Here is a 23,688-nt window from a genome sequence, read left to right as displayed (position 1 = left end):
TTACTTATTTAGTTGTAAACTTTCAACTAAATAAATCAAATAGAGATGGCATACGACGAACTATTAGCCGACCGAATCAGGCAAGCATTAAAAGATAAGAAATCGCCTTTCAACGAAAAGAAAATGTTTGGTGGCATCTGCTTTATGGTGAATGAAAAAATGTGCCTTGGAGTAATCAAAAATGACTTGATGGCTCGCGTGAATCCTGAACAAGAAACAGAATTCTTGAACGATGAAGGTGCCCGCCCAATGGACTTTACTCGTCGCCCGATGAGAGGTTATGTTTATGTTGATGCCGATGGAACAGACATGGACGAGGATCTTGAAAAATGGGTTGATCGTTGTTTAGCATTTAATCCATTGGCTACATCAAGTAAAAAAACAAAAAAAAAGTAAGCAATTCTATTTTCAAATTAAATATTTATGGTTAAATTAGATGCACTCTAATTATTCAACGATGCTACTATCCAGTGCCGGACATGTTGCCGATATGATCTCAAGGATGAAGAACAATCGGTCGCTGAGAAAAAAGAAAGCTTATTTCAACACAGAAGACCCGATTGTGCTCAAAGAAAAACACCGGAATCTTCATTTTAAAAAGGTTTCACGTGAAACAAAAGGCCGATTTCTGAATAAAATAAGCCTGCAAACAACTAAACGAAAACGGTATGAACGAATCGTACTTGCAGCAATGGCCATTATAATGATCGGCTTTATTTGGTATTTGAAAAACCACACCTAAATCTAAAAAAACACCCATAAAATCACTGATAAACAAGACTCATTTAATTGATATTGTTTTGATATTCACGAACTCGCGAATACCCAAAAGAGACAACTCCCGACCGTAGCCACTTTCTTTTATTCCACCAAAAGGTAATCGAGGATCTGATTTTACAAAGTCGTTTACAAACACACATCCTGCTTCGAGTCCTTTCTCCGCTATTCTCTTTCCACGTTCCAAATCAGCGGTAAACACCCCGGCGCCCAATCCGAAAACCGTGTCGTTTGCAATTTTAATTCCCTCTTCTTCGGTTTTTACTTTGAATAAAGAAGCCACCGGACCAAAAAGCTCCTCTTCGTAAGCCGGCATTCCCGGTTCAATGTTCTCCAGAACTGTAGGCGGATAAAACGAATCATCGTCATTGGGGATAAAACCGCCACAAATTATGTTCGCTCCTTTAGCCACAGAAGCACTCACCTGCCCGTGTAATTCATCCCGTAAATCGTGCCGTGCCATCGGCCCAATCTTTGTCTCCGCATCTTCAGGGTTACCATATATTGCGGTTTGCATTTCTTCTACAAATGCCTCTTTAAACCGATCATAAACACTTTCAACAACAATAAACCGTTTGGCTCCAATACAACTTTGTCCGGCATTTAGCAAACGGGCTGAAGCACAGAGCTTAGCAGCCTCTTCAATATCGGCATCCTCCAAAATTAAATAAGGATCGCTTCCTCCCAGCTCAAGTACCGATTTTTTTAACACGGATCCGGCAATTGCCGCTACCGACTTCCCCGCCGGAGTACTTCCGGTTAAAGTAACTGCCTTTATTTTAGGGTTCTCTAGAACCTGCTTTACAGCGCTTCCGCGAATTAGCAAGCTGCGAAAAACATTTTCGGGCAGCCCGGCATCACGAACCAGCTTTTCGATGGCCAATGAGCATCCCTGAACATTACTGGCATGTTTTAATACACCGGTATTTCCAGCCATCAGTGCCGGTGCCAAAAACCGGAAAACCTGCCAAAAGGGAAAGTTCCAGGGCATCACAGCCAATACAGTTCCCAAGGGTTGAAAGCTAACAAATGACTCGGAAGCATCAGACTCAATAACTTCCCGATCGAGAAACTGAGCACCATTTTCGGCATAAAACCGGCAAACCCAAGCGCACTTTTCAATTTCGCTTACGGCTTCTTTTTTCACCTTCCCCATTTCATACATAATCAGGTTCGAAAGTGATTCTTTTTGCTCTGTGAGCTGATTGGCCAGTTCCAGCAAATAGTTTTTTCGTTCCTCAAATGTGGTCTTTCTCCACGATTGAAAGGCTACATCGACCTCTTTGATAATGTGTTTGGTTTCTGATCCGGTGTGTTCTTTATAGTTCTCAATTACTTTATTTGTGAATGGATTTATTGATTTCATAGCATTTCTGTTTTTTGAAAATCTGATAATCGCCGATAATTGAATGACTTAATCTTGAAAGACTAGTCGTTAAGTACTTTTTTATCTGGTCAACTTTTGTCCATTAAATTTAAGCATAAAAAAAAGGCTTTTCAAGAAAAGCCCTTTTCGTATTTGTTATCATTTTTAGCTTAGTCAACTAACTTAAACTGACTTTCTTTAACGTCTCTTGAGTTTGTTCCTACAAAAACTTTAAAATCTCCCGGTTCGGCCGTCCATTTTTTATCGATATTATAAAAAGCCAAATCCTGCGGTGTTAAACTGAATGTCACTTCTTTTGATTCTCCTGCCGGAATTGTTACCTTTTTAAAAGCTTTCAGTTCCTTAACAGGACGCGCTACCGATGCAAATAAATCATGAATGTAAAGTTGAACGACTTCTGTTCCCTCCCGTTTTCCTGTATTTTTTACATGAACAGTTACTTTTACAAACTCATCGAATGAAATCTGATCTTTGTCAAGTGAGATATCGGAGTATTCAAAATTGGTGTAGGTCAGTCCGTAACCAAAAGGATAAAGTGGCACTTTAGGCGCATCGGTATAATGTGACCAAAATACATTTCCCTCGCCATTATCGGGTCGACCAGTACTCAAATGATTGTAATAAATTGGAGCTTGCCCTGTTACTACCGGAAAAGAAACCGGCAATTTTCCTGATGGCGCAAAATCGCCAAACAAAACATCAGCTATGGCATTTCCTGACTCTAATCCCAAATGCCAAACTTCAAGTATCGCTTTGGCTTTTTCGGCAATTTCGCCTAGAACCACCGGACGACCATTCATCAACACAACAACTATATTTGGATTGACCGCATAAATCTCGTTGAAAAACTCCATTTGCAATCCTTTCAGCCTGATATCAGTCTGGCTTCTCCCCTCGCCTGTCTGAAAGCAATTCTCACCCAAAGCCATGACAACAACATCTGATTTTTGTGCCAACACCTTTGCCTCTTCGAAACCACTGCGATCGGTTGTATTAAAATTGAGCTCTTTCACAAAGCTTTTCTCACCATCGATTAATCGAACACCCTGAGTAAATTGAATATCATTTTTTTGCTCGTTATTGGCTTTGATTCCTTCAATAAGCGAAACCGCCGAATTTGGTATTGCACTGGCTCTCCAACTTCCAATCGGACTATCTTTATCTTCGGCCAACTCACCCATTACTGCAATGGATAAACCACTTTTAGCTAAAGGTAAAACCTCTTCTTCATTCTTCAATAACACAATTGACTTACGGGCAGCATCTCGCGCTACAGCCAAATTCTCAGCAGAAAGAATGACCTCCTTTTCACGTTCTGTATTGCTGTATTGATAAGGATCATCAAACAAACCCAATTCAAATTTCATCTTTAATACTCGTCCGGCAGCATCATTAATTAAGGCTTCATCAATAGTTCCTTCAGCAACCAATTCTTCCAAATGATCGACATAACAGCGACCTTCCATATCCATATCGCAACCACCAATAATGGCCAGTTTTGCTGCTTCCTTTTTATTTGGGGCAACTCCATGCTTGATAATCTCACCAACTGAGTTCCAATCAGAAACCACCATGCCATCATATTCCCACTCCCCTTTTAAAATATCGCGCAGCAGGTAGGTGTTCATGGTAGCAGGTATGCCACCAATCACATTGAAGGCATTCATAAACGAAGCCGCACCAGCATCGGCAGCAGCTTTAAATGGAGGTAGCACGGTATTGTGCAACGTATTGTCGCTGATATCAACAGTATTGTAATCACGTCCGGCTTCGATAAAACCATAGGCGGCAAAATGCTTGGCGCAAGCTGCAACAGTGCTTGTACTGGACAGATCATCACCTTGAAAGCCTTTTACACGAGCAGCAGCAAACAAGGATCCCAAGTAAGGATCTTCTCCTGCTCCTTCCATAACTCGCCCCCAACGGGCATCGCGAGAGATATCTACCATGGGTGCAAAGGTCCAGTGAATGCCTGCAGCAGAAGCCTCTTTAGCAGCAATTGAAGCTGATTTTTTTGCTAACGCCGGTTCCCAGCTTGCCGCTTCGGCCAATGGAATTGGAAAAAGGGTTCGGTAGCCATGAATGACATCGTAACCAAAAACCAAGGGAATACCAAGTCTACTGTTTTCAACGGCCAGCTTTTGGGCTTCTCTTGTGGCTTCGGCTCCGGTTACATTTAGCATTGATCCAACCAGACCGGTTTTAATTTGTTCCAACTGATTTTGCATATCCTCCGCTGCCGGAGCCGGACCTGTCATTTCCCACTGACTAGTATACTGATTTAACTGGCCAATTTTTTCCTGAAGCGTCATCAACTTTAATAGTGAATCAACTTTTACGTCAATCGGATCGGGTTTCATGGAATTATTCGTAGCGTTAACTTTTGCCATAAATAGAAAAAGTAATAGTGAAATGATTATTGATTTAGTGGTAAACATTGTAATAGTACTTTAAAATTTAGGAAGCTAAATTACAATAATCTGCAGAAATTGAGATATAAAAAGGGCTTTCTTAATAGAAAGCCCCAAATAAATCAATGCTAAAAATGTCAACTATCCGCGATTTGCACTAATCGGTATATCGGTTAGTTCTGAAATCTTGACAGGTCGTTGTTCCTCAATACTTTTTCGGGCTGCAATACCGATAAGAATTGACATCGCACCATCGCGAGTTCCAGCCGAGTGTTTATACGGATCGGCCATGTTTGGATCTTTAAAGATCTTATCTTGCAAGCGAACATCTCCTCCACCGTGTCCACCACGAATGCGAGGTACTTTCACCAAATCATATTCAGTTTCCCAGTTTTTCATCACCATTATTTCATCATAAGCTGAATTATTTTCCTCCGCATTTTGGTTCATTTCCTGAGCATGCAATTGGGCTTGATTTACGCGCTCATCAGCACGCCATGGAATACCTTCCCACGAATCGATGCGACCATCCATACCATTAAAAGCGATTCGCCATCCTTCGTAAGGAGAATAGGTTGTTAACGAGTAACTTACCTGCACATCGTTGGCATATTTTATCTGAACTGCCATTTTATCGTAAATATCTACATCGTGGCGCCACAAGCAATTGTCGCGGATATAACCATCATATTTTTCATTTTTCACATACAAATCCACGTAACGATCATTTTCCATGATATCCCAATAAAACTTACATTTATCGGTATACGCACAAGAACGGCAGTTCGCACCGCGAAATTCGTTGTTACTACCATAATGCTCCAACTCGCCATAAGCAGTCACTTCCAATGGGTCCGAATCAATCCACCAATTGAGCAAATCGAAATGATGAGTGGATTTGTGTACCAGCAAGGTTCCTCCTTTGTCTCGTTCGCCATGCCAACGACGGAAATAAGAAGCACCATGATAAGTATTTAGGTACCAGTGAAAATCGACCGAAGTAATTTTGCCAACTTCCTTCTTCGTCAACAATTCTTTCAGTTTTGAAAACTGATGTCCATACCGATAATTAAACCCAACGATTACCTTTCTGCCGGTTTTGCGTTCCGCATCCAAAATTGATTGACATTTAACTTCATCAGTTGTCATGGGTTTCTCCGTGATGACATCGCAACCCATTTCCAGGGCTTTTACGATGTATTTATCGTGCGTAGAATCCATTGTGGTAACAATCACTATTTCAGGCTTAGTTTTGTTTACCATTTCTTCAAAATCAGTAAAAACAGGACAATCTACTCCCATATAATCCAACGCAAATTGGAGCCTCCCTGGATTAATGTCACAAAGTCCAACAAACTCAGCTTCACTTGAATAATTGTCCACGATATTTTTTCCCCAGAAACTTGTTCCCCGAACTCCTGTTCCCACTAAAGCAAGTTTTGTTTTTGACGAGGCAGGCCGCGCCATTGATTGAGCTGGATTGGTCAAAAGGGCTCCGGCAGTTAAAGTTCCGGCAGCTCCCAAAAAATGTCGCCGATTTAAATTTTTTGACTTCATCATAAGTAGTAAGTTTTAGTTTTATTGTGATTATTATCGCATTTGGTTACGAATTATTTAGGATTTCTATACTGAATATATCTGGTTCTTGTTATTTTTGAAAAAGATAACCTATAAAAGCAGTAAAGTCTACGTTAAAAAAATGTTTTACAAAACTGAAAACTAACAACTTGACAAAATCAAAGAGCCATATCGATATTTACCTGGAAAAAATTATTGAAAGTCATGTTTTTTCAAAATCTCCGGTTAACAGAGAGCTCTTAAAATACTTGGTTCAGTCTTCATTCAAAGGTGAGAAACCGAAAGAATTCCAAATTGCAGCTGATGTATTTGGGAAAAAGTATAATCCTGAAAAGGAAGTCAACGTAAGGGTTTATGTCCATAATTTGAGAAAGAAACTGAAAGAATATTACGAACAAGAGGGCCAAGAAGATGATTTAATTTTTGAATTGCCAAAGGGGCAATATACCATCGATTTTAAGCATTTACCGATTAAAGCCATGAAAAAAAATGTCAATCGCTTTACGCCGGTATTATTTCTTTTTAGTGTCTTCATTCTTGCCGGAGTACTGCTTTTTCACGTTTTTCTTCCTTCGAAACCGGTGAAAATCGAATTTTGGAAACCGTTTTTTTCGACTGATTTTACAACCCGAATTGTGCTGGGTGATCATTATTTTTACCGAGGAACTGTTCCATCAGGACAGTATGGAAGTATGCGGGACAGCAGAATTAATTCCGATGCTGAGTTTGACAATTTTGTGAAACAACATCCTGAGTTAATCGATCAGGTGGAAAAAAACGACATCACCTATGTTAATAATCAAGCCCCTATGGGTTTATTTAATCTTCTGCAACTAGTTGGCGGTAAGCATCAAAACATCGAAATGGATTTTTCGTCCCGGGTAAAACTGGAAGATTTTAGAGATGAGAATCTGATTTTCATTGGTTCCTTTAAAACACTTCAGGATCTTAAAAAAACAGTTGAAAAATTGGGTTTAATCTACAATATTGAAGAGTCTGTTTTAAACTATCAGGTTGGTGACTCAACATTCGCGTTTAACAATCGGGCAACTTCATATTTAAGCTATGAATATGCAACCGTTTCCTATTTCGAGCTTCCGGATGGACGATGTGTATTATTTTTTCTGTGCGACAGAGATATCGGGAATATGGCTCTTACCAAATATTTTACCGATGAAACTAAAATGAAAGCGTTCGAAACAAAAATTCAGACCCTTGACAGCAAAAATTTCAAGGCCGTATTTGAAGTAAAAGGTGAAAACAGAACTGACTTTGATATCCACCTGATCAGGCTTGACGCTTTACCTGCAAATGTTTCAGAAATTTGGCCATAAAAAAGCCCGGGTATTTACCCAGGCTCAAGAATTTCTCTTTCACTAACAATTATCTTGTCATTGGAACTTCCAATAAAAGTAACTGGCTCTTCTTTTTGACACTGACACTGATTTTATCACCAACGTCGGTTAGCCCGGCTGCATCGCGACCTGATAAGGTATAATCGTCCACCTCCACCTTGCCGTCAATAACCATTAAAAACAGGCCATTTTCCGAATTATTCATGTGGTAATCAACCGATTTCCCCGCTTCAAAATCGCCTCTGTATATCCGGGCATCCTGATGAATCCAGAGTGACTTATTTTCGCCATCAGGAGAAACAACCATTTGCCACTTATTGGCCACATCGGCTTCATCAAAATAAGCCTGTCCATAACGAGGTTCAACATTTTCCTTATTCGGAAACAGCCAGATTTGAAAAAAACTAACCGGTTTATCTTCCGAAGGATTAAATTCGGAGTGTGTAACTCCAGAACCAGCTGACATCACCTGCACCTCGCCCTTTTTAATAATGGAACCTGTTCCCATGCTATCTTTATGTTCCAGCTCCCCATCAAGCACAATCGAAACAATTTCCATATTGTCGTGCGGATGGGTACCAAATCCCATTTTAGGCTCCACAAGGTCATCATTGAGTACCCGCAGTACACCAAAGTTTAACCTCGAAGGGCAGTAATAATTTGCAAAACTAAAGGTGTGTCTGCTTTTTAGCCAGCCATGATCAGCTGTTCCTCTACTATCTGATCGATATAGAACAACATTCATTGTTCTCTCCTTTCTTACTTTTTTGCTACTAATACATAATTTAATGTGAAATCGTCATAAATCATTTTATCGCCCAAATTATCGAAGAATGATGATGATCCGTATTTCACATCATAATCCGATCGGTCAATTATTATGGCACCTTCCACTTTTACATGGTCACCATCAGCTAAAGATTTTCCTTTAAACGAAACCGGTTTCGTAATTCCTTTGATTGTTAAGTCACCAGTGAATGAATATTCATCACCAGATTTTTCAACATCTGTTAAAACCAATTTTGCTGTCGGAAATTTTTCTACCGAGAAAAAATCCTCCGATTTCAGGTGGCCTTCCAGCTTTGCTTTATAATCTGCATCTTCAATATCTTCATTTATAATTGACTGCATATCAATGACTACAGTTCCACCTTTGATTGCTCCACTAGCTACTTCTAATGATCCTTCTTTAATATCAATTGAACCATTATGCTCGCCTGTAACTTTTTTACCTAACCAATCAACATTACTTGAACTGGTATCTATAACATAATTTCCAGCAATAACTGCTGAGCTAAAAATTAAAGCAATACCTAAAATGGTCCATTTCTTAAAATTCATTGTTTTCATATCTATCTGTTTTTTGTTTGTAATTATTCATTTACAAAAATACAGAGCTTTACAGGCATAGAAAATGGACTAAAACTAAATTTTATGGTACTTTTTTCGACTAGTATCTCTAAAATCCTTGATAGTAAACCCAGTATACTTTTTAAAGAAGCGGCTAAAATAGGAAGGATCATCGAATCCGAGCGAATAAGCAATCTCCTTTCCATTTAAATCAGTACCAAATAATTTCTGCTTCGCTTCTTCAATAATTCGGTTACGGATCATTTCACCGGCAGTAATTCCTGTTGTCTTTTTGGCAATTTCATTCAAACAAGTTGGATTCATACTCAACATATCAGCATAAGATGATACACTTTTTTCAGTTCTATAGTTATCCTCTATGAGCTTTTTAAACCGAATAATTGAGAAATTATCGGTATCCTCCTCTTTAGTATCGAGCGGATGATATTGGGTTTCGAATAATCGGATAGACTTCAATAAAAACAAATGTAGCAGGTTTAAAACGACATCCTGGCTATAATCATCCGTTCGCTGAAATTCTTCAAGCATAAGGTTTATAAGATTCGAAAGCTTTTCTTTATCCAAGCTCTCTTCAATCTTTACAATGCTTTTAAACTCGGGGTTATTGAATAAATCATATTCCTTGAGCGGAGTGTAGTCTTTTCGGTTATAACGCACGAATTCCTCATTAAAAAGAATGGAATAGCCACCCGCCATTTGATCTAAAACCAAGCGATGTTTTAATCCCGGAGGAACAAAAAGGATGGAGTCTTTTTCGAGCACATACTCAACAAAGTCGGTGGCATGAACCGCCTGACCATCTTGAATCCATATGATCGAATAAAAATCATGCAGATGAGGTAACTGATTTTCCTGCCGTTCCTCGTCTCCAAGCTCACAGATTTTCATGATGGTGAAAATCCGCTCTTCGCTGTCATCAAAAAGGTTACTACTCGTCATTCAACCACACGTATTTCGCTACTAATATTCATTGCTCTTTTGTAAACAGCACTTACACCGCAGTATTTTTCCTCTGACAGCTCTACTGCTTTCTGCAATTTCTCCAAGGGTAAATCTTTTCCCTTAAACTCGTAAACTACCTTGATTTCCTGATACCTTTTGGGGTGATCATCAGTCACATCTCCCTCTACAACAACGCGAAAACTTTCAGGCACAATTTTCATCTTCTTTAAAATTGAAATGACATCAATTCCGGAGCAACCTGCTAAAGCTGTTAGCATCAACTTCTTGGGTCGTGGTCCTAAATCATCACCCCCACTCTCTTTTCCAGCGTCAATCATTACTTGGTGTCCATCCATATCGGTTTCGAAGGCCATATTTCCTTTCCAGGCCAGATCAATAAAATGTTTCATAAAGATGTAATTTTAAACAATTATAGATACAAATTGTGTTATTATCAACACTAGATTAAAACATGAAACTATCTAAATAAATAGTTTTACAAATATAAATGTTCATTGTATATTTAAATTTAATTTAGGATTTATTAATCAATTCATTATAAATTAAGGTTCATGAGAAGTTCAATTAACCGACCAACTGAAGAAGAGTGTGAACTTTCAGGATTTCAGTTGTTTAAAAAGCTTACAGAACAAGAATTTGCTCAACTTAATTATGATAAGACTTGCTCTTTGTATAAAAAAGGAAGTATTATTTATAGAGAAGGTAGCCGATTAACCGGTTTTTATTGCGTTACAAAGGGCATTATAAAGATATTCAAAACAGGAATTGACGGGAAAGAGCAAATCATTCGCTTTGCAAAAAGGGGGGAAATTATTGCCTATCGATCTTTACTGAGTGAAGAGGCGGCCTGTACAACTGCTAAAGTGATTGACGAAGCCGTATTGTGCCATATTCCTTATCAAACCTTACAGTTTCTGATTAAAAGCAACTGGCAGTTTTCACATCATATGTTGCAAATCATATGTAAAGAATTACGCGAAGCAAACGACTATATCACTGATATAGCTCAAAAAACTGTACGCGAACGTTTGGCCGAAGTATTGCTGTTGCTGAAAGAAAGTTTTGATTTGGATAATACCAATACCTTGCAGATTTCACTTACGCGCGAAGAACTAGCCAATATTGTGGGTACGGCGACTGAAAGTGTGATTCGTTTACTGTCGGAATTTAAGCACGACAATTTAATTGACTTACAAGGTAGAAAGATAAAATTATTGGATATTAAGGCGTTAACTCGGGTAGCTGGTTTATAATACCGGCCTTAAAATTCTTCTCACCGTCATATTTCGACCCGGATTTAGAAGTTGGCATTTATTTGCTTATCCAATCTTCCGGATTCATTTTTTGGTTTTCCTGCCAAACCTGAAATTTGAGTATCGTTTTGTCGCCATCGGCCGAATCGGAGTAAATTGTTCCTACTTTTTGCCTGGTTTCAACCTGCTGACCAGCTTTTACAACTACTTCTTTCAGGTTGGAATAAACACTTAAAAAACTTCCGTGGCGAATAATGACAGCCATATTACCACCCGAAATAGCAAATACCTTACTTACAATGCCATTAAATACAGCACGCGCCTCTGAACCGGGAGTTGTGCTTATTTCGATGCCATTGCTTTTAACCTGAATATTTTTTAACACCGCATGGGTATGCACCCCAAAATGTTCGGTGATTATTCCCCGTTCAACCGGCCAGGGAATACGTCCTTTGTTTTCCTGAAAATTAGCTGCCAATAGCTTTTGATCAGGTGTCATTTCAAACTGACCTTTTTCACGGGCTTTACGAGCTTCTTCTTCAATCAAACGCTCTATTTCCCGGTTTAACTCTTCTTGCTCCTTTTGTTGTTCACGAAGCTTTTTCCGGAGCTGCCGTTGCTGCCTTTGTAGATTTTGAACCTGCTGATTTTGCTGATTTTTTTCACTCAGTAGCTGGTCTGCTTCAGTTTGCTGGCTGGCTAGCAACTCCGCTTTTTGTTGTTTTTGTGTTTTAAGCTTTGCAACTTTCTCCTCCAGAATTTGCTGGAGAGCCTGAATAACTTCAACCTGTGATTTCCGGTATCTGGCGTACTGTTTCAAATAAAGCATGCGCTTGTATGCCTGGTTTAAATTCTCTGCTGATAACAGAAAGATAAGCATGTCGTAGCTGTTTTTATTCTTCTGGGCAAACCGGATCATCGCAGCATACTCTTTTTTCAAATCTTTCAAATCAGTTTGAAGCATCTCCGATACTTCCGAATTTTCAGCAATGTAATTATTGAGCGCATCAACCTCAGAGCCTATCGCACGAATCAGTTGATTTCGATTTTCAATCTGAGAATTGAGCAATTTCAACTTATTCAAGCTAACTTTTTCGTTTTTCTGGGCTTCCTGAAGCAGTGAAGATGTATATTTTATCACCTGCTCCGTATTTTCCTTTTTAGTGCGCAAATCGGTAAGCGACTGCCCGATTGAGGTCAATCCACTATAAAGGAGTAACAAGCTTAAAAAAACACCTTTCATAGGCTTATAGCGCTTTTTGTAGTTGTAGTGTCATCCGTCATTTAATCTTGCGGTATTTACAGATGACTATTTCACCAGTTCAAATTGAATCCAACAAATCAAGGCCGCTTTACCCGGTCGTATCTATCGGGAATATTAAAATTAAATGACTGGTCTTTATCGGTCGAGAATTTACTGAGTTTAATTTTGATCGACAACTCTTTTTCGGGACTTGCAAAATAAATATCAATATCGCCGGGATATAGTTGCCGGTTTACCTTTTCAAACTCAGAAAAATCTACCGTTACCTTACGATTGTTCGATTGATCATCCAATTCAATCTTTTCAATTTTAAACGTTTTCGGATCAACAAATAATCGTTGGATTACAAAATCATCTTCATCCAACTTTTTAAGATATCGATCTATTTTATCTTCATTCCCTTTACGGAGAATCTTGTTGAGCTTCCGGTTTTTTAACGATTGTAGAACGTATCTACCTGAATCGATGTACGAAACAAAATCCTTTAAATCATTATCCCGTTCGCCATCATTATACGAAAATGCTTCGTTACTGATAATCGATTGTATCATTTTAAAATCCAGGTCAGCATTCACAAAATCACTTAAATAATCGTAATCTTCTGTCAAATAACTTTTATCCAGGTAGTTGACCATCTTTACACTATCGGGAGTCAAATACAGACGAGCAATCGGAACGTTGATTTTACTCAAGGTGAGCAGCATTCGTTTATCCTTTTCCGACTTCAGGTTTGCCCTGAATGATCTTTTATCATTTGGCCCCTCATATTGGCAGGCTATTCGTTTAATAGCCATCACATCATAGTCAAAGGAATTATCTTCAATCTTTTTTATCAGCCGATTGGTACTGATTGGCTTTACTTTTTCAATGGTTACCAGTTTAGTTGTTTTACAAGAAGTAAAAGCAAAAACCAGTAAAACGATGATTGTTGCGTATTGTTTTAAGGGTTGTGTTTTCAAGGGACTAAACTTTCAATAAATCGTGATTCTTTAATTTTTTGTTCCAGAACGTCTGTTCCTTCTCCAAATGATTTGGCCTTTTTCCATTGCTCCATTGCCCTGTCTTTCTCCCCAAGTTTAAACAAAATATCGCCATAATGCTCCAATAAAACCGGGTTTTCACCTCCGCCATTATTTATGGCTGATTCGATATAAAATTTGGCTAATTGGTAATCTTTTCGCTTAAATAACACCCACGCATAAGTATCGAGAAAAGTAGGATTTTCAGGATTTTCTTGTACAACCCGTCCACTCATTCGCTCCGCTTTTTCGAGTTGTTCTCCCCGTTCCGAAAGATAATAAGCGTAATTATTGATCGCCATGTAATTATCGGGATCCATTTTCAGCACTTTATCGAACGCTTCAAATGCATCTTCAACATGATTGAGGTTGTAACTGGCTTCGGCTCGGTAAAGCTCAAATTGCACTTTGAGCGATTGATTATCCAACACGTAAATCTGGCCTTCATCCAAAACCTGCAACGCTTCTTCATACTTTTTCAATTGCAGCGAGGCCACCGCGTTTAAAGCATACAAAACAGCTTGATTTGGAAATAATTCGATCGCTTGTTTGCTTTCACTATACAGGCTTTCAAAGTCCATCAAATCGTTATCCATAAACAGCAGTTGTTGCCAGATCACGAAATTGTCTTTGTCGGTTTCAAGGTATTGCCTTAGGTAGCTTCGAGATTCATCAATTTTGCCTTGTCTCATTAGATGCTCAGCATAAATGGTATACAGCCGGTTATCATCCGGGTGTGTTTCTTGCAAAATATCCAGCAACTCGCCAATTTGTTCATTGCTCCAATCCGAGCTATCTGCATCATTTGTTTGCAGCATGTAATACTGCATTTTTGTTTCAGCATCCAGCTCTTCGCTGGCAAAGGCTTTTTTGATATGATTAAAGGCCTCTTCTTTACTATTTTGTTCGATGTAATAACTGGCCAACGAAAAATGAACGAAGCCATTTTCCGGATCCATTTCCAATATTTTATTGAAATATTTGAGGGCATTTGTCGAATCGCCTTGTTGCTGATACAATTCTGCCAGCAAGCCATAATATTGCGTTTCTTCCGGATCGGATTGAATGAGTTTATTAATCTCTTCAAACGCTTTATCCGGTTTTTCCCACGCGACATAAAGTTGCTGTTTTGCTACTGATATCTGCTCATTTAAACCTGTTTCCTTCTCCAATTTATCGTAGGCCGCAATTGCTTCAGCATAGTTCTCAGCCATTGCTAACAATACTGCTTTGGAGTATAAATATTCCAGGTTATCAGGTTCCTTATTACTAAGCTCCGTATAAAGTTTAGCCGCTTCACTAAATTGCTGACGCTGACGATAAATTTCGGCCAGCAACAATTTGTACCACTTATTTTTCGAATTTAAGCTGATCGCCTTTTGAAGCAGGAGCGAAGCACTTGTTAAGTCTTTATTTGCAAAATGAATATTGGCCATTTCGTACATGGCCACATCTGAATTTGGGTCGATTTCGAGGCAGCGTGAAAAAATGGAAACCGCATTTTGAACATTCCCGAGCTTTTTCTGCTTTAATCCTTCAATAAATAAATACTCAAATTCATTTTGCTGATCTTCCGATAGGGTGTCTTCTTCTCTCTTCTCTTCAATGGTTTCTGCCTTTGTGCTGTTAACCAGTTGTTTTTGAGTAGTAGAACAAGAAACCAAAACGATGCCCGACAACAAAAAATATGTCAGTTTTCTTAATGTCATTTCAATCTTTAATTTTTTCCTGTATGCCCAAAACCTCCTGCTCCACGTTCTGTTTCTTCCAACAGTTCAACAGGTTTCCAGGCTACAGTTTCGTGTTTTGCAATCACCATTTGGCAAATGCGCTCTCCATGATTAATTACAAATTCTTCGTTTGATAAATTAACCAGAATGATCTTAATTTCGCCACGATAATCAGCATCAATTGTTCCAGGAGTATTTAAAACGGTAACCCCTTTTTTAATTGCCAAACCACTGCGGGGTCTGATTTGCGCTTCGTGTCCAACCGGCAACTCAATAAACAAACCAGTAGGCACCAACGTACGTTCCAGCGGTTTTAAAACGATTGGTTCATCTAAATTTGCTCTCAAATCCATCCCTGCTGACAATGCTGTGCTGTAAGCCGGCAATTCATTTTTTGATTGATTAACTATTTTTACTTCCATAAGTTGCTTTTTTACAATCTGCAAAGATAGCTAAATATCGTAAGCTACATTGAGACTTTCCGCCATTAACAAATTTTAAAGCTATTCGACAAAAAACAGTTCTTCCATTATTCGGTCTGAAATAAACAGCCCTTCGGTTGACAAGGTATAACAGCTATTATCCAAACGAAGATGTTTACTATCCAGGTATTTTTCCGCTTCATTTTTAAAATACTCAACAAATTTTTCGCCAAAGTTCTCCTTCAGGTAGATACTTGAAATGCCCCATTTGGTTCGAAGTGAAGTAATCATGTAGTCGTTGTACTGATCTTGCTCCGAAAGCACTTCCTGTTCGAAAAAATTGCTATTCGTTTCAATTGCTTGAAGATATTTTTTTAAACTCAACACATTCCATCGCCGTGTTTGATGATCGTATGAATGAGCTGATGGCCCAAAACCCAGGTATTTTTTTCGTTCCCAGTAGGCTTTGTTGTGCTTTGAGTACAGCCGATTACGCGCAAAATTTGATATTTCATATTGCTCGAAACCAGCTTGTTGTAGCCGGCTTAATAACAGTTTAAACTGCTGGAGACTCAACTCGTCAGGTAACTCTTTTATTTTGCCTGTTTTCAGGTAATCATAGAAAACCGTTCCTTCATGATAGGTGAGGTGATAAGCCGAGATATGCTGCACATTTAACGAAAGTGCCTTTTCAATATTGTCTGTCCAATCTTCAAGTGTTTGATTGGGTAAGCCGTAAATTAAATCGATGCTGATGTTGGTAATTCCAGCTTCTTGAGCTGCTCGAATGGATGTTAATGCTTGCTGACTGTTGTGCCTTCGATTCATGCTTTTGAGATCATGATCATTAAATGACTGTGTCCCAATACTCAGTCTATTAATACACGTTGTTTTCAGTCCGCTTAAAAACTCAGGAGTTAAGTCATCGGGGTTGGCTTCTAAGGTAATCTCTACGTCAGTTGATAGCTTATAAAGCTGATCAATTAAAGCTAAAATGTCATTAATCTCAGCAATTTTCAAAACTGATGGCGTTCCTCCTCCAAAATATATGCTGGCTATTTCTTCCTGTTCAAGCTCACTTTTACGCCATTCTATTTCCTTTTTCAGTGCGGATAAAAAATCAACTTTCGCTCCAAAATCAGTTGTTTTGTAGAAATCACAATAATGACACTTGGTCTTGCAAAATGGAATATGAATGTAAATTCCGGCCATAAAGCAGTCTTTCTTTCCCTTTCATTCTCCGACGGCCTGCCGGAAGTTTGGCTTACATTTTAATGAGATCTTCGTGACCAGCCATATCATCAATAATCCTTTCGAGCGTTGTTTCGCTATAAAAAATTGACAGCTTTTCACGAACCTCCGAAAAACTCTTATGAACAGGACAAGGTTGACCTTGCTCATGATGTGTTGAGCATGGTTCCATACTGATTAAACAATTTTTGAAAAAGTCCTCTCCATCAATGATACTCACAATTTCATACAATGAAATTTCGCTTTTTTCTTTTCCCAAACCAAAACCACCGTTTGGACCTTTGGTAGAAACCAACACTTTCTGTTTGACGAGATTTTGTAGAATTTTTCCTAGAAAAGGAGTCGGAATACTCAAATCATTTGAAATCTTTTTAATTCCAATTTTTGTTCCTTCACCATCACTAAATTTTCCGAGATAGATTAATGCGCGGATCGCATATTTACAAGTATTAGACAGCATAATATTATCGTTTGTTTTTCCATTGTTGACTAAAAGACTCTCTGGCAAATGTTGGCAGAGATTTTTTATCCCCCATTGCATCTTTATTTAAGTTGCCAAGTTTATTTTTTGTAGTTCCGTTTACCAGATCTAGTCGTTTCCGCTTCATAAAAGCATATTCAAAAGCTTTCATGCCAATATTCCAGGATAGGGGAGAATCGCCATTTTTTACTGCATCGCGCCGATTGTATAGCAACATATTGTGAAGTGGTATTTTTACCGGGCAAACTTCGGTACATTTACCACAAACCGAGCAAGCTGAACTTAAATGATTATACTCGGAAAAACCTTTTAAAAAGGGCGTAATGATTGAGCCGATCGGACCACTATAAGTAGCATCATAAGTGTATCCACCAACATTTCGATAGATTGGGCAGGCATTTAAACATGCTCCACAGCGAATACATTTCAACGCTTCAAACTGGTCATCTTGCTGGTACAATTCCGTTCGTTTATTATCCAGCAAAATCACGTACATTTTTTCTGGCCCATCTTGCTCTTCCTGCCTTTTTGGTCCTGACACAATCGAATTATACACGGTTATCTGCTGACCAGTACCATGTGCTGCCAACAAAGGCCACATCAATCCTAAATCCTTCATACTCGGCACCACTTTTTCAATTCCGGCAATTACAATATGAATTTTGGGAAATGAAAAGGTCATCATTGCATTTCCTTCATTCTCGGTTAATGCAATTGCTCCTTTATCGGCAATTAAAAAATTGGCTCCTGTAACACCAATATCGGCTTTGGTAAACTTATTTCGAAGCAAACCACGCACAAAACCAGTCAAATATTCGGGAGTGCTTTTTTCCGGCGTATCAAACTTTTCATGAAAAAGATCAGCGATATCTTCTTTTGACTTGTGCATGGCCGGAGTTACAATGTGATAAGGTTTTTCGCCGGCTATTTGTACAATGTATTCGCCCAAATCCGTTTCCAACGACTCCACACCAACAGCTTCAACATGCTCATTTAAATCAATTTCCTCGGTGGTCATCGATTTACTTTTCACCAATAATTTCGCTTCATTATCTTTTAAAATTCGCTGAACCGACAAAATAGCTTCATTGGCATCTTCAGCCCAAATCACTTCTGTTCCGTTGGCCTGACTATTTTTTTCAAATTCAATTAAATAATCAGCTAAATTATTGACGACCTTCGACTTTATATAGGATGCCCGTTCTTTGGCAAGATCTAAGTTGCTGTATCGCTTTTTACCACGATCAACTGCAGCATCATATTTCGACATATTAAATTTAATTGTCGCCCGATGTCGCTTATCGAAAGCAATATTTTCAGAATCTTTTATGAAATGTCCTTTTTCCTTTGACATACTTAGCTCAGTGGCATTTTATTAATTCGTCGTAAATGGCGTCCGCCTTCAAAATCAGTTGAAAGAAAAGTTTTAACAATCATAATTGCTTCGTCGTCAGTGATAAAACGAGCTGGTAAAGCACACACATTGGCATTGTTATGAAGCCGCGCCAAAGCTGCAATTTCAGGTTTCCAACAAATGGCCGACCGAATATCCTGATGCTTATTGGCTGTCATGTTTATGCCATTTCCACTTCCACAAAGCGAAATTCCAAGATCAAACTCCTTATTTTCAATGGCTTCTGCCATGGGATGTGCCCAATCCGGATAGTCAGAACTTTCAGCCGAAAAAGCACCAAAATCCTGATAAATTACCCCTTGTTCTTTCAAAAAATTCAACACCACCTGTTTTCTTTCATAGCCAGCATGGTCTGACGATAACGCAATCTTTAATTTATTCATTTTCACTAAAAATAATCAAAAATAATACTTAAAAGTATTTATTTGGAATTCTTATTTAAGAAACTTTAAAATTTCTTTTTTTTCGATGCTAAAAATCAAACCTACAAAACTAAGCATGAGTCCTGTATGAACTGCATACATTGAGAAGGACGGAGAAATATTTAATATTTTGGCAGACGTATAAATAGCTAATGCAACTAAAAAATAAAGTCCAATTCGTTTAAGCGGGTAGTTGACCGGAAAATACTTTTGCCCAAAAAAGTAAGAAAGTCCAGTCATAACGATAAAGCAAATTAACACGGCCCAAGCTGAAGCCACATAACCATATTTTGGTATAAAAACAAAATTTAAAACTAGTGTAATTACGGCACCAACACCAGCAAAATAGGCCCCAAATCGTGTTTTATCAGTTAACTTATACCATAACGATAACGTATAGTAAATACCCAAAAACAAATTCGCCATCAAAACAATGGGAACAACATTTAACCCTGAATGATATTCCTTGTCAATAATTAGTTTTACAACGTCAATATACAAGCAAACGCCAAGGAAAATCAACAAACCAAAAATTACAAAATACTTCATTACAATGGCATAACCTCGCTTATTATCTTCGGATTTCACCTGCGAAAAAAAGAAGGGTTCAAAAGCATATCGAAACGCCTGGATAAACATATTCATCAAAACAGCCATTTTGTAGTTGGCACCATAAATTCCTAGTTGAGACATCGGATCTTGTTCCGGAGATAGCAGTTTAGGAATCAAAATTTTATCAATATTCTGATTGATCATTCCGGCAACACCAACAAGTAAAATAGGGAACGAGTACCAAATCATTTCCTTCAGTAACTTAGCATCAAGCCGGAGTTTGATCCACATTTCAGGAATTAGCAACACGAAGTTTAATGCTGAAGCTATCAGGTTGGAAATAATCACATAACCAACACCAATTTCAGGAGAATAAACCAAATTTACCCAACTATCTGGATTGCTTTTCAGTAAACTGGGGCAAATACTTAAAAAGAAGATATTGAAGAAGACATTGAAGAAAATATTAATCAACTTCAACGTGGCAAACTTAATTGCTTTCGATTCAATTCGAAGTTTGGCAAACGGGATGGATGTAAAGGCATCCAAGGCTAAAATAATGGCAATCCACTGAATGTATTCGGGATGATTTTGATAATCCATCCACAACGCAATCGTATCAGAAAAGGTTAGAACAACCAATACAAAAGATGCTGAAGTAAGGAAAAGTGAAACCAATGTATTGGAATAAACTTGCTCTTTGTTCTTTTTGTCGGAAGCATATCGGAAAAAACCGGTTTCCATTCCGTAGGTTAAAATAACCAGCAAAAAAGCCATGTATGCATACAAGTTGGTCACAACACCAAATTGATCGGTCAGGAAAACATGCGAATAATAAGGAACCAGCCACCAATTAATAAAGCGGCCAACAATACTGCTCATTCCATAAATAGCAGTCTCTCCGGCAAGTTTCTTGAATGAATTCAAATCTTTGAAATTTTTTCAAAGATAGAGATTCATAAATGTTTTTTTTCATTCAAAAAGATTTTGTTTGATCTGAGTTCTTTCAAACTTTATGTATTTTTAAAAACTCAAAATAAAGCTCATATAAAATGAAGTTGAAATTTTTTCTTTTAACACTAATAACGACACTTTTTATCGGTTGTATTTCGTGCTCCAATACACCAAAAAGGTCGCGGAAACCAGTAGCTAAAATTACCATTCAACCCCGAGCCAATAAGCATGTTTATGGTGACTCTATTACAATTTCAATCAGTATTAAAAACAAAGATGGCGAGCTGAAAGATTCAAAGTTATACATTGACAATGAACTGATTACAACCAGTAAAAAACTGGATTTTTCATATTCAATTACTGAGCTGAATGAGCTTGGAAAACATAACATTAAAGTGTTGGCTACCAAAAGCGATGGGGTAGAAGGTGTTACCTTTAAAACCTTTGAAGTGGTTTCCGATATTATTCCTGAAAATTACGGTTACGAAGTAGTAAAAACCTATCCTCATAGCACCGAACATTTTACGCAGGGACTCGAAATTCACGACAACAAATTTTATGAGAGTACAGGAGAAAATGGGAAATCAGGTATTTTTCAGTTTGACTTAAAAACCGGAAATGTGTTAAAATCATTTTACCTGGAAGATCAATACTTCGGTGAAGGAATTACCATTTTTAATGATAAAATTTACCAGCTCACTTATAAAGCTCAAAAGGGATTCGTTTACGATTTAAATTCTTTTGCGCGCGTTGATTCCTTTATTTATAACACTTCGGAAGGTTGGGGCTTAACCCATGACAATACCTATTTGATTAAAACAGATGGCTCTGAATTTCTTCATTTTATGAATCCTGAGACTTTTGAAGTTGTAAAAAAGATTCAGGTTTTCGATAACAAAGGACCTGTGAAATATTTAAATGAATTGGAGTTTCATAACGGTGAACTTTATGCAAATATTTGGACAACTAACAAAGCGGTAAAAATCGATCCTAAAACAGGTAAAGTACTGGCTAATATTAATTTTGAAGGATTATTATCAGTCCTTGTTAATTCAGATGTTGATGTATTGAACGGCATAGCCATTCATCCTGATAACGGAAAAATGTATATTACCGGCAAGCTTTGGCCAAAGCTTTTCGAAGTCAAACTTGTTAAAAAAGACTAGGCGAATCGCTATTTCCGTAATTGACTTTTCCTAAATGCTTGTAGGCACGTTCGGTTACTTCACGCCCACGAGGTGTTCGTTTGATAAAGCCTTCCTTAATTAAAAAAGGTTCGTAAACCTCCTCAATCGTTCCCGAATCTTCACCCACAGCTGTCGATATCGTGGAAATACCAACCGGTCCACCTTTAAATTTATCGATAATAGTTGTCAAAATTCTATTATCCATTTCATCCAATCCATGCTTATCGATATTTAAAGCTTCGAGCGAGAAACGTGTAATTTCCAAATCAATTTTACCATTGCCTTTCACCTGAGCAAAATCTCGCACACGACGAAGCAAAGCATTAACAATACGGGGAGTACCACGACTTCTGCCTGCTATTTCGAGTGCTGCTTTTTCATTGATTTCAACATTCAATATTTTGGCCGATCGTTTTACAATCCCCGTTAAAATACTCAAATCGTAATATTCAAAATGCGAGTTAATTCCAAACCGTGCTCGTAGCGGACTTGTCAATAATCCGGATCGGGTAGTAGCTCCAATAAGTGTAAATGGGTTTAGCTCCAATTGAATTGAGCGCGCGCTAGGGCCTTTATCAATGAGTATATCAATTTTGTAGTCCTCCATAGCCGAATACAAATATTCTTCAACTATGGGGCTTAAACGGTGTATTTCGTCGATGAATAGAACATCGCTCTCCTCCAAATTAGTTAAAAGCCCGGCCAAATCGCCTGGTTTATCTAAAACTGGTCCCGAAGTTAGCTTTAAACCGACTCCTAACTCATTGGAAATAATATTCGATAAAGTCGTTTTTCCCAATCCGGGAGGTCCGTGAAGTAAGACATGATCCAAAGCTTCACCACGCATTTTTGCAGCTTGTACAAAAACCTTCAGATTTTCTACAATTTTCTTTTGACCTTTAAAATCATCAAAAGTTAATGGACGCAAACGCTTATCTAAATCGAAATCTTTCTCTGGAAAAGATTCGTCGTGAAGATCAATGGGATCGGACATAAAACTATGATTTTATAAACGAACAAATATAGCTTTATTTCATGAAGAGTAGGAAGATCAAGCTTATTTTACAATCTCGAGTTCTTGAAAAATTTGATTCAGTTTTTCAATGTCAAACGGCTTTGCCATAAAATCATCCATACCATAGGAAATACATTTTTCACGATCATTATCCATGGTATTCGCAGTCAGCGCAATAATAGGTGTTCGCGAATCTACCTTCATCTCATTTTCCAGTTCCCTTATTTTAACCGTGGCTTCTAATCCATCCATTACTGGCATCATAATATCCATTAAAACAACGTCGTACTTGCCTTCTCTGAATTTATCAATAGCTTCCAATCCATTATTAGCGATTGTAACATCGTGTTTGTATTTCTTCAAACTAAAAGTTACAATCCTCTGATTAAGCACATTATCCTCTACAAGCAATATAGAAAGTTTCTCCTCCATCAAAATTTATTTAAGCTCTGTAAAGTTAATCCTTAATTTAGACAAAAGGAAACCCACTTTTTCTGAAGAATTGCTTAACCCTTCTATTAATATTAAATATTTAAAGTTTAAAAAGAAGATGATTATAATAATAGGCTGTTGATTACATGTATAATTTTTGACGTGAATGCTTGTTTCATATCGAAAGCGATTGTTGTTGTTGAGTTATCCACCATCTTTACACATAAATTAACTTTGATAGTCAAGTTTATATAGATTTAATTAACAATTGTTAATAGCAGTTTATATTGAATTCTTATTCGGTTAACATGGACTTAAACTTGTTTATAATTTGAGCATCGAATCTCAAAAAGAAATCTTGTATGGGAAGTAAAAAATGATAAGCGAAATTAGATTCCTGATTTAAAAATATAATTTTGCTTTTTTGTTTGTTATCAATTAACAAGAACT

General features: G+C 37.9%; 23 protein-coding genes. 5 read left to right on the top strand and 18 right to left on the bottom strand.

The annotated features are described in order from the left end of the window. The first annotated feature begins 45 nt into the window (after positions 1-45). Both GR929_RS15150 and GR929_RS15145 read left to right on the top strand, forming a co-directional pair. Complete coding sequence (locus GR929_RS15150) at positions 46-396, top strand: TfoX/Sxy family protein (protein ID WP_159521277.1); 351 nt, start codon at positions 46-48, stop codon at positions 394-396. A gap of 61 nt (positions 397-457) precedes the next feature. Further along, entirely contained in the window at positions 458-742 is a 285-nt protein-coding gene (locus GR929_RS15145; RefSeq protein ID WP_159521275.1) for a hypothetical protein, read from the top strand. A 39-nt stretch (positions 743-781) separates the two neighbouring features. Here the strand turns inward: GR929_RS15145 and GR929_RS15140 are convergent, their stop codons facing one another. From GR929_RS15140 to GR929_RS15130, 3 genes are all read right to left on the bottom strand, one after another. After that, the gene (locus GR929_RS15140) at positions 782-2,143 is read right to left on the bottom strand and encodes an NAD-dependent succinate-semialdehyde dehydrogenase (protein ID WP_159521273.1); all 1,362 of its coding nucleotides are present in this window, start codon (positions 2,141-2,143) and stop codon (positions 782-784) included. Between the two features lie 170 nt (positions 2,144-2,313). Continuing rightward, positions 2,314-4,602 (bottom strand): beta-glucosidase BglX, encoded by a 2,289-nt coding sequence (bglX, locus tag GR929_RS15135; RefSeq protein WP_159521271.1) that lies wholly within the window; start codon positions 4,600-4,602, stop codon positions 2,314-2,316. A gap of 114 nt (positions 4,603-4,716) precedes the next feature. Further along, positions 4,717-6,135, bottom strand: coding sequence for a Gfo/Idh/MocA family protein (locus tag GR929_RS15130; RefSeq protein ID WP_201301032.1), 1,419 nt, complete (start codon positions 6,133-6,135; stop codon positions 4,717-4,719). 167 nt (positions 6,136-6,302) lie between these two features. Between GR929_RS15130 and GR929_RS15125 the strand changes: the two genes are divergently transcribed. After that, positions 6,303-7,487 carry a helix-turn-helix domain-containing protein gene (locus tag GR929_RS15125; RefSeq protein ID WP_159521269.1) on the top strand — a complete coding sequence of 395 codons (1,185 nt, stop codon included), beginning with the start codon at positions 6,303-6,305 and terminating at the stop codon, positions 7,485-7,487. Positions 7,488-7,536: 49 nt separating this feature from the next. Here the strand turns inward: GR929_RS15125 and GR929_RS15120 are convergent, their stop codons facing one another. From GR929_RS15120 to GR929_RS15105, 4 genes are all read right to left on the bottom strand, one after another. Further along, complete coding sequence (locus tag GR929_RS15120; protein ID WP_159521267.1) at positions 7,537-8,253, bottom strand: pirin family protein; 717 nt, start codon at positions 8,251-8,253, stop codon at positions 7,537-7,539. A 14-nt stretch (positions 8,254-8,267) separates the two neighbouring features. After that, complete coding sequence (locus GR929_RS15115) at positions 8,268-8,858, bottom strand: YceI family protein (RefSeq protein WP_159521265.1); 591 nt, start codon at positions 8,856-8,858, stop codon at positions 8,268-8,270. A 75-nt stretch (positions 8,859-8,933) separates the two neighbouring features. Beyond that, on the bottom strand, positions 8,934-9,818 hold the full coding sequence (locus tag GR929_RS15110) for a helix-turn-helix domain-containing protein (protein WP_159521263.1): 885 nt from the start codon (positions 9,816-9,818) through the stop codon (positions 8,934-8,936). Next, on the bottom strand, positions 9,815-10,231 hold the full coding sequence (locus GR929_RS15105; RefSeq protein WP_159521261.1) for an OsmC family protein: 417 nt from the start codon (positions 10,229-10,231) through the stop codon (positions 9,815-9,817). The genes GR929_RS15110 and GR929_RS15105 overlap by 4 nt, the downstream gene beginning before the upstream one ends. Positions 10,232-10,393: 162 nt before the next feature. Here GR929_RS15105 and GR929_RS15100 point away from each other — a divergent pair, with 162 nt between their 5' ends. Beyond that, positions 10,394-11,095 carry a Crp/Fnr family transcriptional regulator gene (locus GR929_RS15100; RefSeq protein ID WP_159521259.1) on the top strand — a complete coding sequence of 234 codons (702 nt, stop codon included), beginning with the start codon at positions 10,394-10,396 and terminating at the stop codon, positions 11,093-11,095. 58 nt (positions 11,096-11,153) lie between these two features. On the opposite strand, the gene GR929_RS15095 is transcribed toward GR929_RS15100, so the two are convergent. From GR929_RS15095 to GR929_RS15055, 9 genes are all read right to left on the bottom strand, one after another. Then, positions 11,154-12,338 (bottom strand): murein hydrolase activator EnvC family protein, encoded by a 1,185-nt coding sequence (locus tag GR929_RS15095; protein WP_159521257.1) that lies wholly within the window; start codon positions 12,336-12,338, stop codon positions 11,154-11,156. Positions 12,339-12,436: 98 nt separating this feature from the next. Beyond that, positions 12,437-13,318 (bottom strand): DUF4292 domain-containing protein, encoded by an 882-nt coding sequence (locus tag GR929_RS15090; protein WP_159521255.1) that lies wholly within the window; start codon positions 13,316-13,318, stop codon positions 12,437-12,439. Next, positions 13,315-15,087 carry a tetratricopeptide repeat protein gene (locus GR929_RS15085; protein WP_159521253.1) on the bottom strand — a complete coding sequence of 591 codons (1,773 nt, stop codon included), beginning with the start codon at positions 15,085-15,087 and terminating at the stop codon, positions 13,315-13,317. Before GR929_RS15085 ends, GR929_RS15090 begins: the two co-directional genes overlap by 4 nt. Before the next feature lie 8 nt (positions 15,088-15,095). Continuing rightward, positions 15,096-15,530, bottom strand: coding sequence for a dUTP diphosphatase (dut, locus tag GR929_RS15080; RefSeq protein ID WP_159521251.1), 435 nt, complete (start codon positions 15,528-15,530; stop codon positions 15,096-15,098). A gap of 81 nt (positions 15,531-15,611) precedes the next feature. Beyond that, complete coding sequence (gene hemW / locus GR929_RS15075; RefSeq protein ID WP_159521249.1) at positions 15,612-16,742, bottom strand: radical SAM family heme chaperone HemW; 1,131 nt, start codon at positions 16,740-16,742, stop codon at positions 15,612-15,614. 52 nt (positions 16,743-16,794) lie between these two features. Next, positions 16,795-17,241: an RrF2 family transcriptional regulator gene (locus tag GR929_RS15070; protein WP_159521247.1), complete on the bottom strand. Its 447-nt coding sequence runs from the start codon at positions 17,239-17,241 to the stop codon at positions 16,795-16,797. 4 nt (positions 17,242-17,245) lie between these two features. Next, complete coding sequence (locus GR929_RS15065) at positions 17,246-18,616, bottom strand: lactate utilization protein B (RefSeq protein WP_159521245.1); 1,371 nt, start codon at positions 18,614-18,616, stop codon at positions 17,246-17,248. Between the two features lie 2 nt (positions 18,617-18,618). Next, positions 18,619-19,059, bottom strand: coding sequence for a ribose 5-phosphate isomerase B (gene rpiB, locus GR929_RS15060; RefSeq protein ID WP_159521243.1), 441 nt, complete (start codon positions 19,057-19,059; stop codon positions 18,619-18,621). Positions 19,060-19,110: 51 nt separating this feature from the next. Beyond that, positions 19,111-20,577: a lipopolysaccharide biosynthesis protein gene (locus GR929_RS15055; RefSeq protein ID WP_159521241.1), complete on the bottom strand. Its 1,467-nt coding sequence runs from the start codon at positions 20,575-20,577 to the stop codon at positions 19,111-19,113. A 125-nt stretch (positions 20,578-20,702) separates the two neighbouring features. Between GR929_RS15055 and GR929_RS15050 the strand changes: the two genes are divergently transcribed. After that, positions 20,703-21,770 (top strand): glutaminyl-peptide cyclotransferase, encoded by a 1,068-nt coding sequence (locus tag GR929_RS15050; RefSeq protein WP_159521239.1) that lies wholly within the window; start codon positions 20,703-20,705, stop codon positions 21,768-21,770. Here the strand turns inward: GR929_RS15050 and ruvB are convergent. Together ruvB and GR929_RS15040 are read right to left on the bottom strand one after the other, a co-directional pair. Continuing rightward, complete coding sequence (gene ruvB / locus GR929_RS15045) at positions 21,757-22,785, bottom strand: Holliday junction branch migration DNA helicase RuvB (RefSeq protein ID WP_159521237.1); 1,029 nt, start codon at positions 22,783-22,785, stop codon at positions 21,757-21,759. The two genes, GR929_RS15050 and ruvB, sit on opposite strands and share 14 nt — an antisense overlap. 63 nt (positions 22,786-22,848) lie before the next feature. Beyond that, positions 22,849-23,238: a response regulator gene (locus GR929_RS15040; protein WP_159521235.1), complete on the bottom strand. Its 390-nt coding sequence runs from the start codon at positions 23,236-23,238 to the stop codon at positions 22,849-22,851. Positions 23,239-23,688 lie beyond the last annotated feature (450 nt).

Origin of the sequence: Sunxiuqinia indica, assembly GCF_009847015.1 — a bacterium.
In the GTDB taxonomy this organism is placed as follows: domain Bacteria; phylum Bacteroidota; class Bacteroidia; order Bacteroidales; family Prolixibacteraceae; genus Sunxiuqinia; species Sunxiuqinia indica.
The sequence above is the reverse complement of the archived record's forward strand: the minus strand, read 5'-3'. Positions and strand labels throughout refer to the sequence as shown.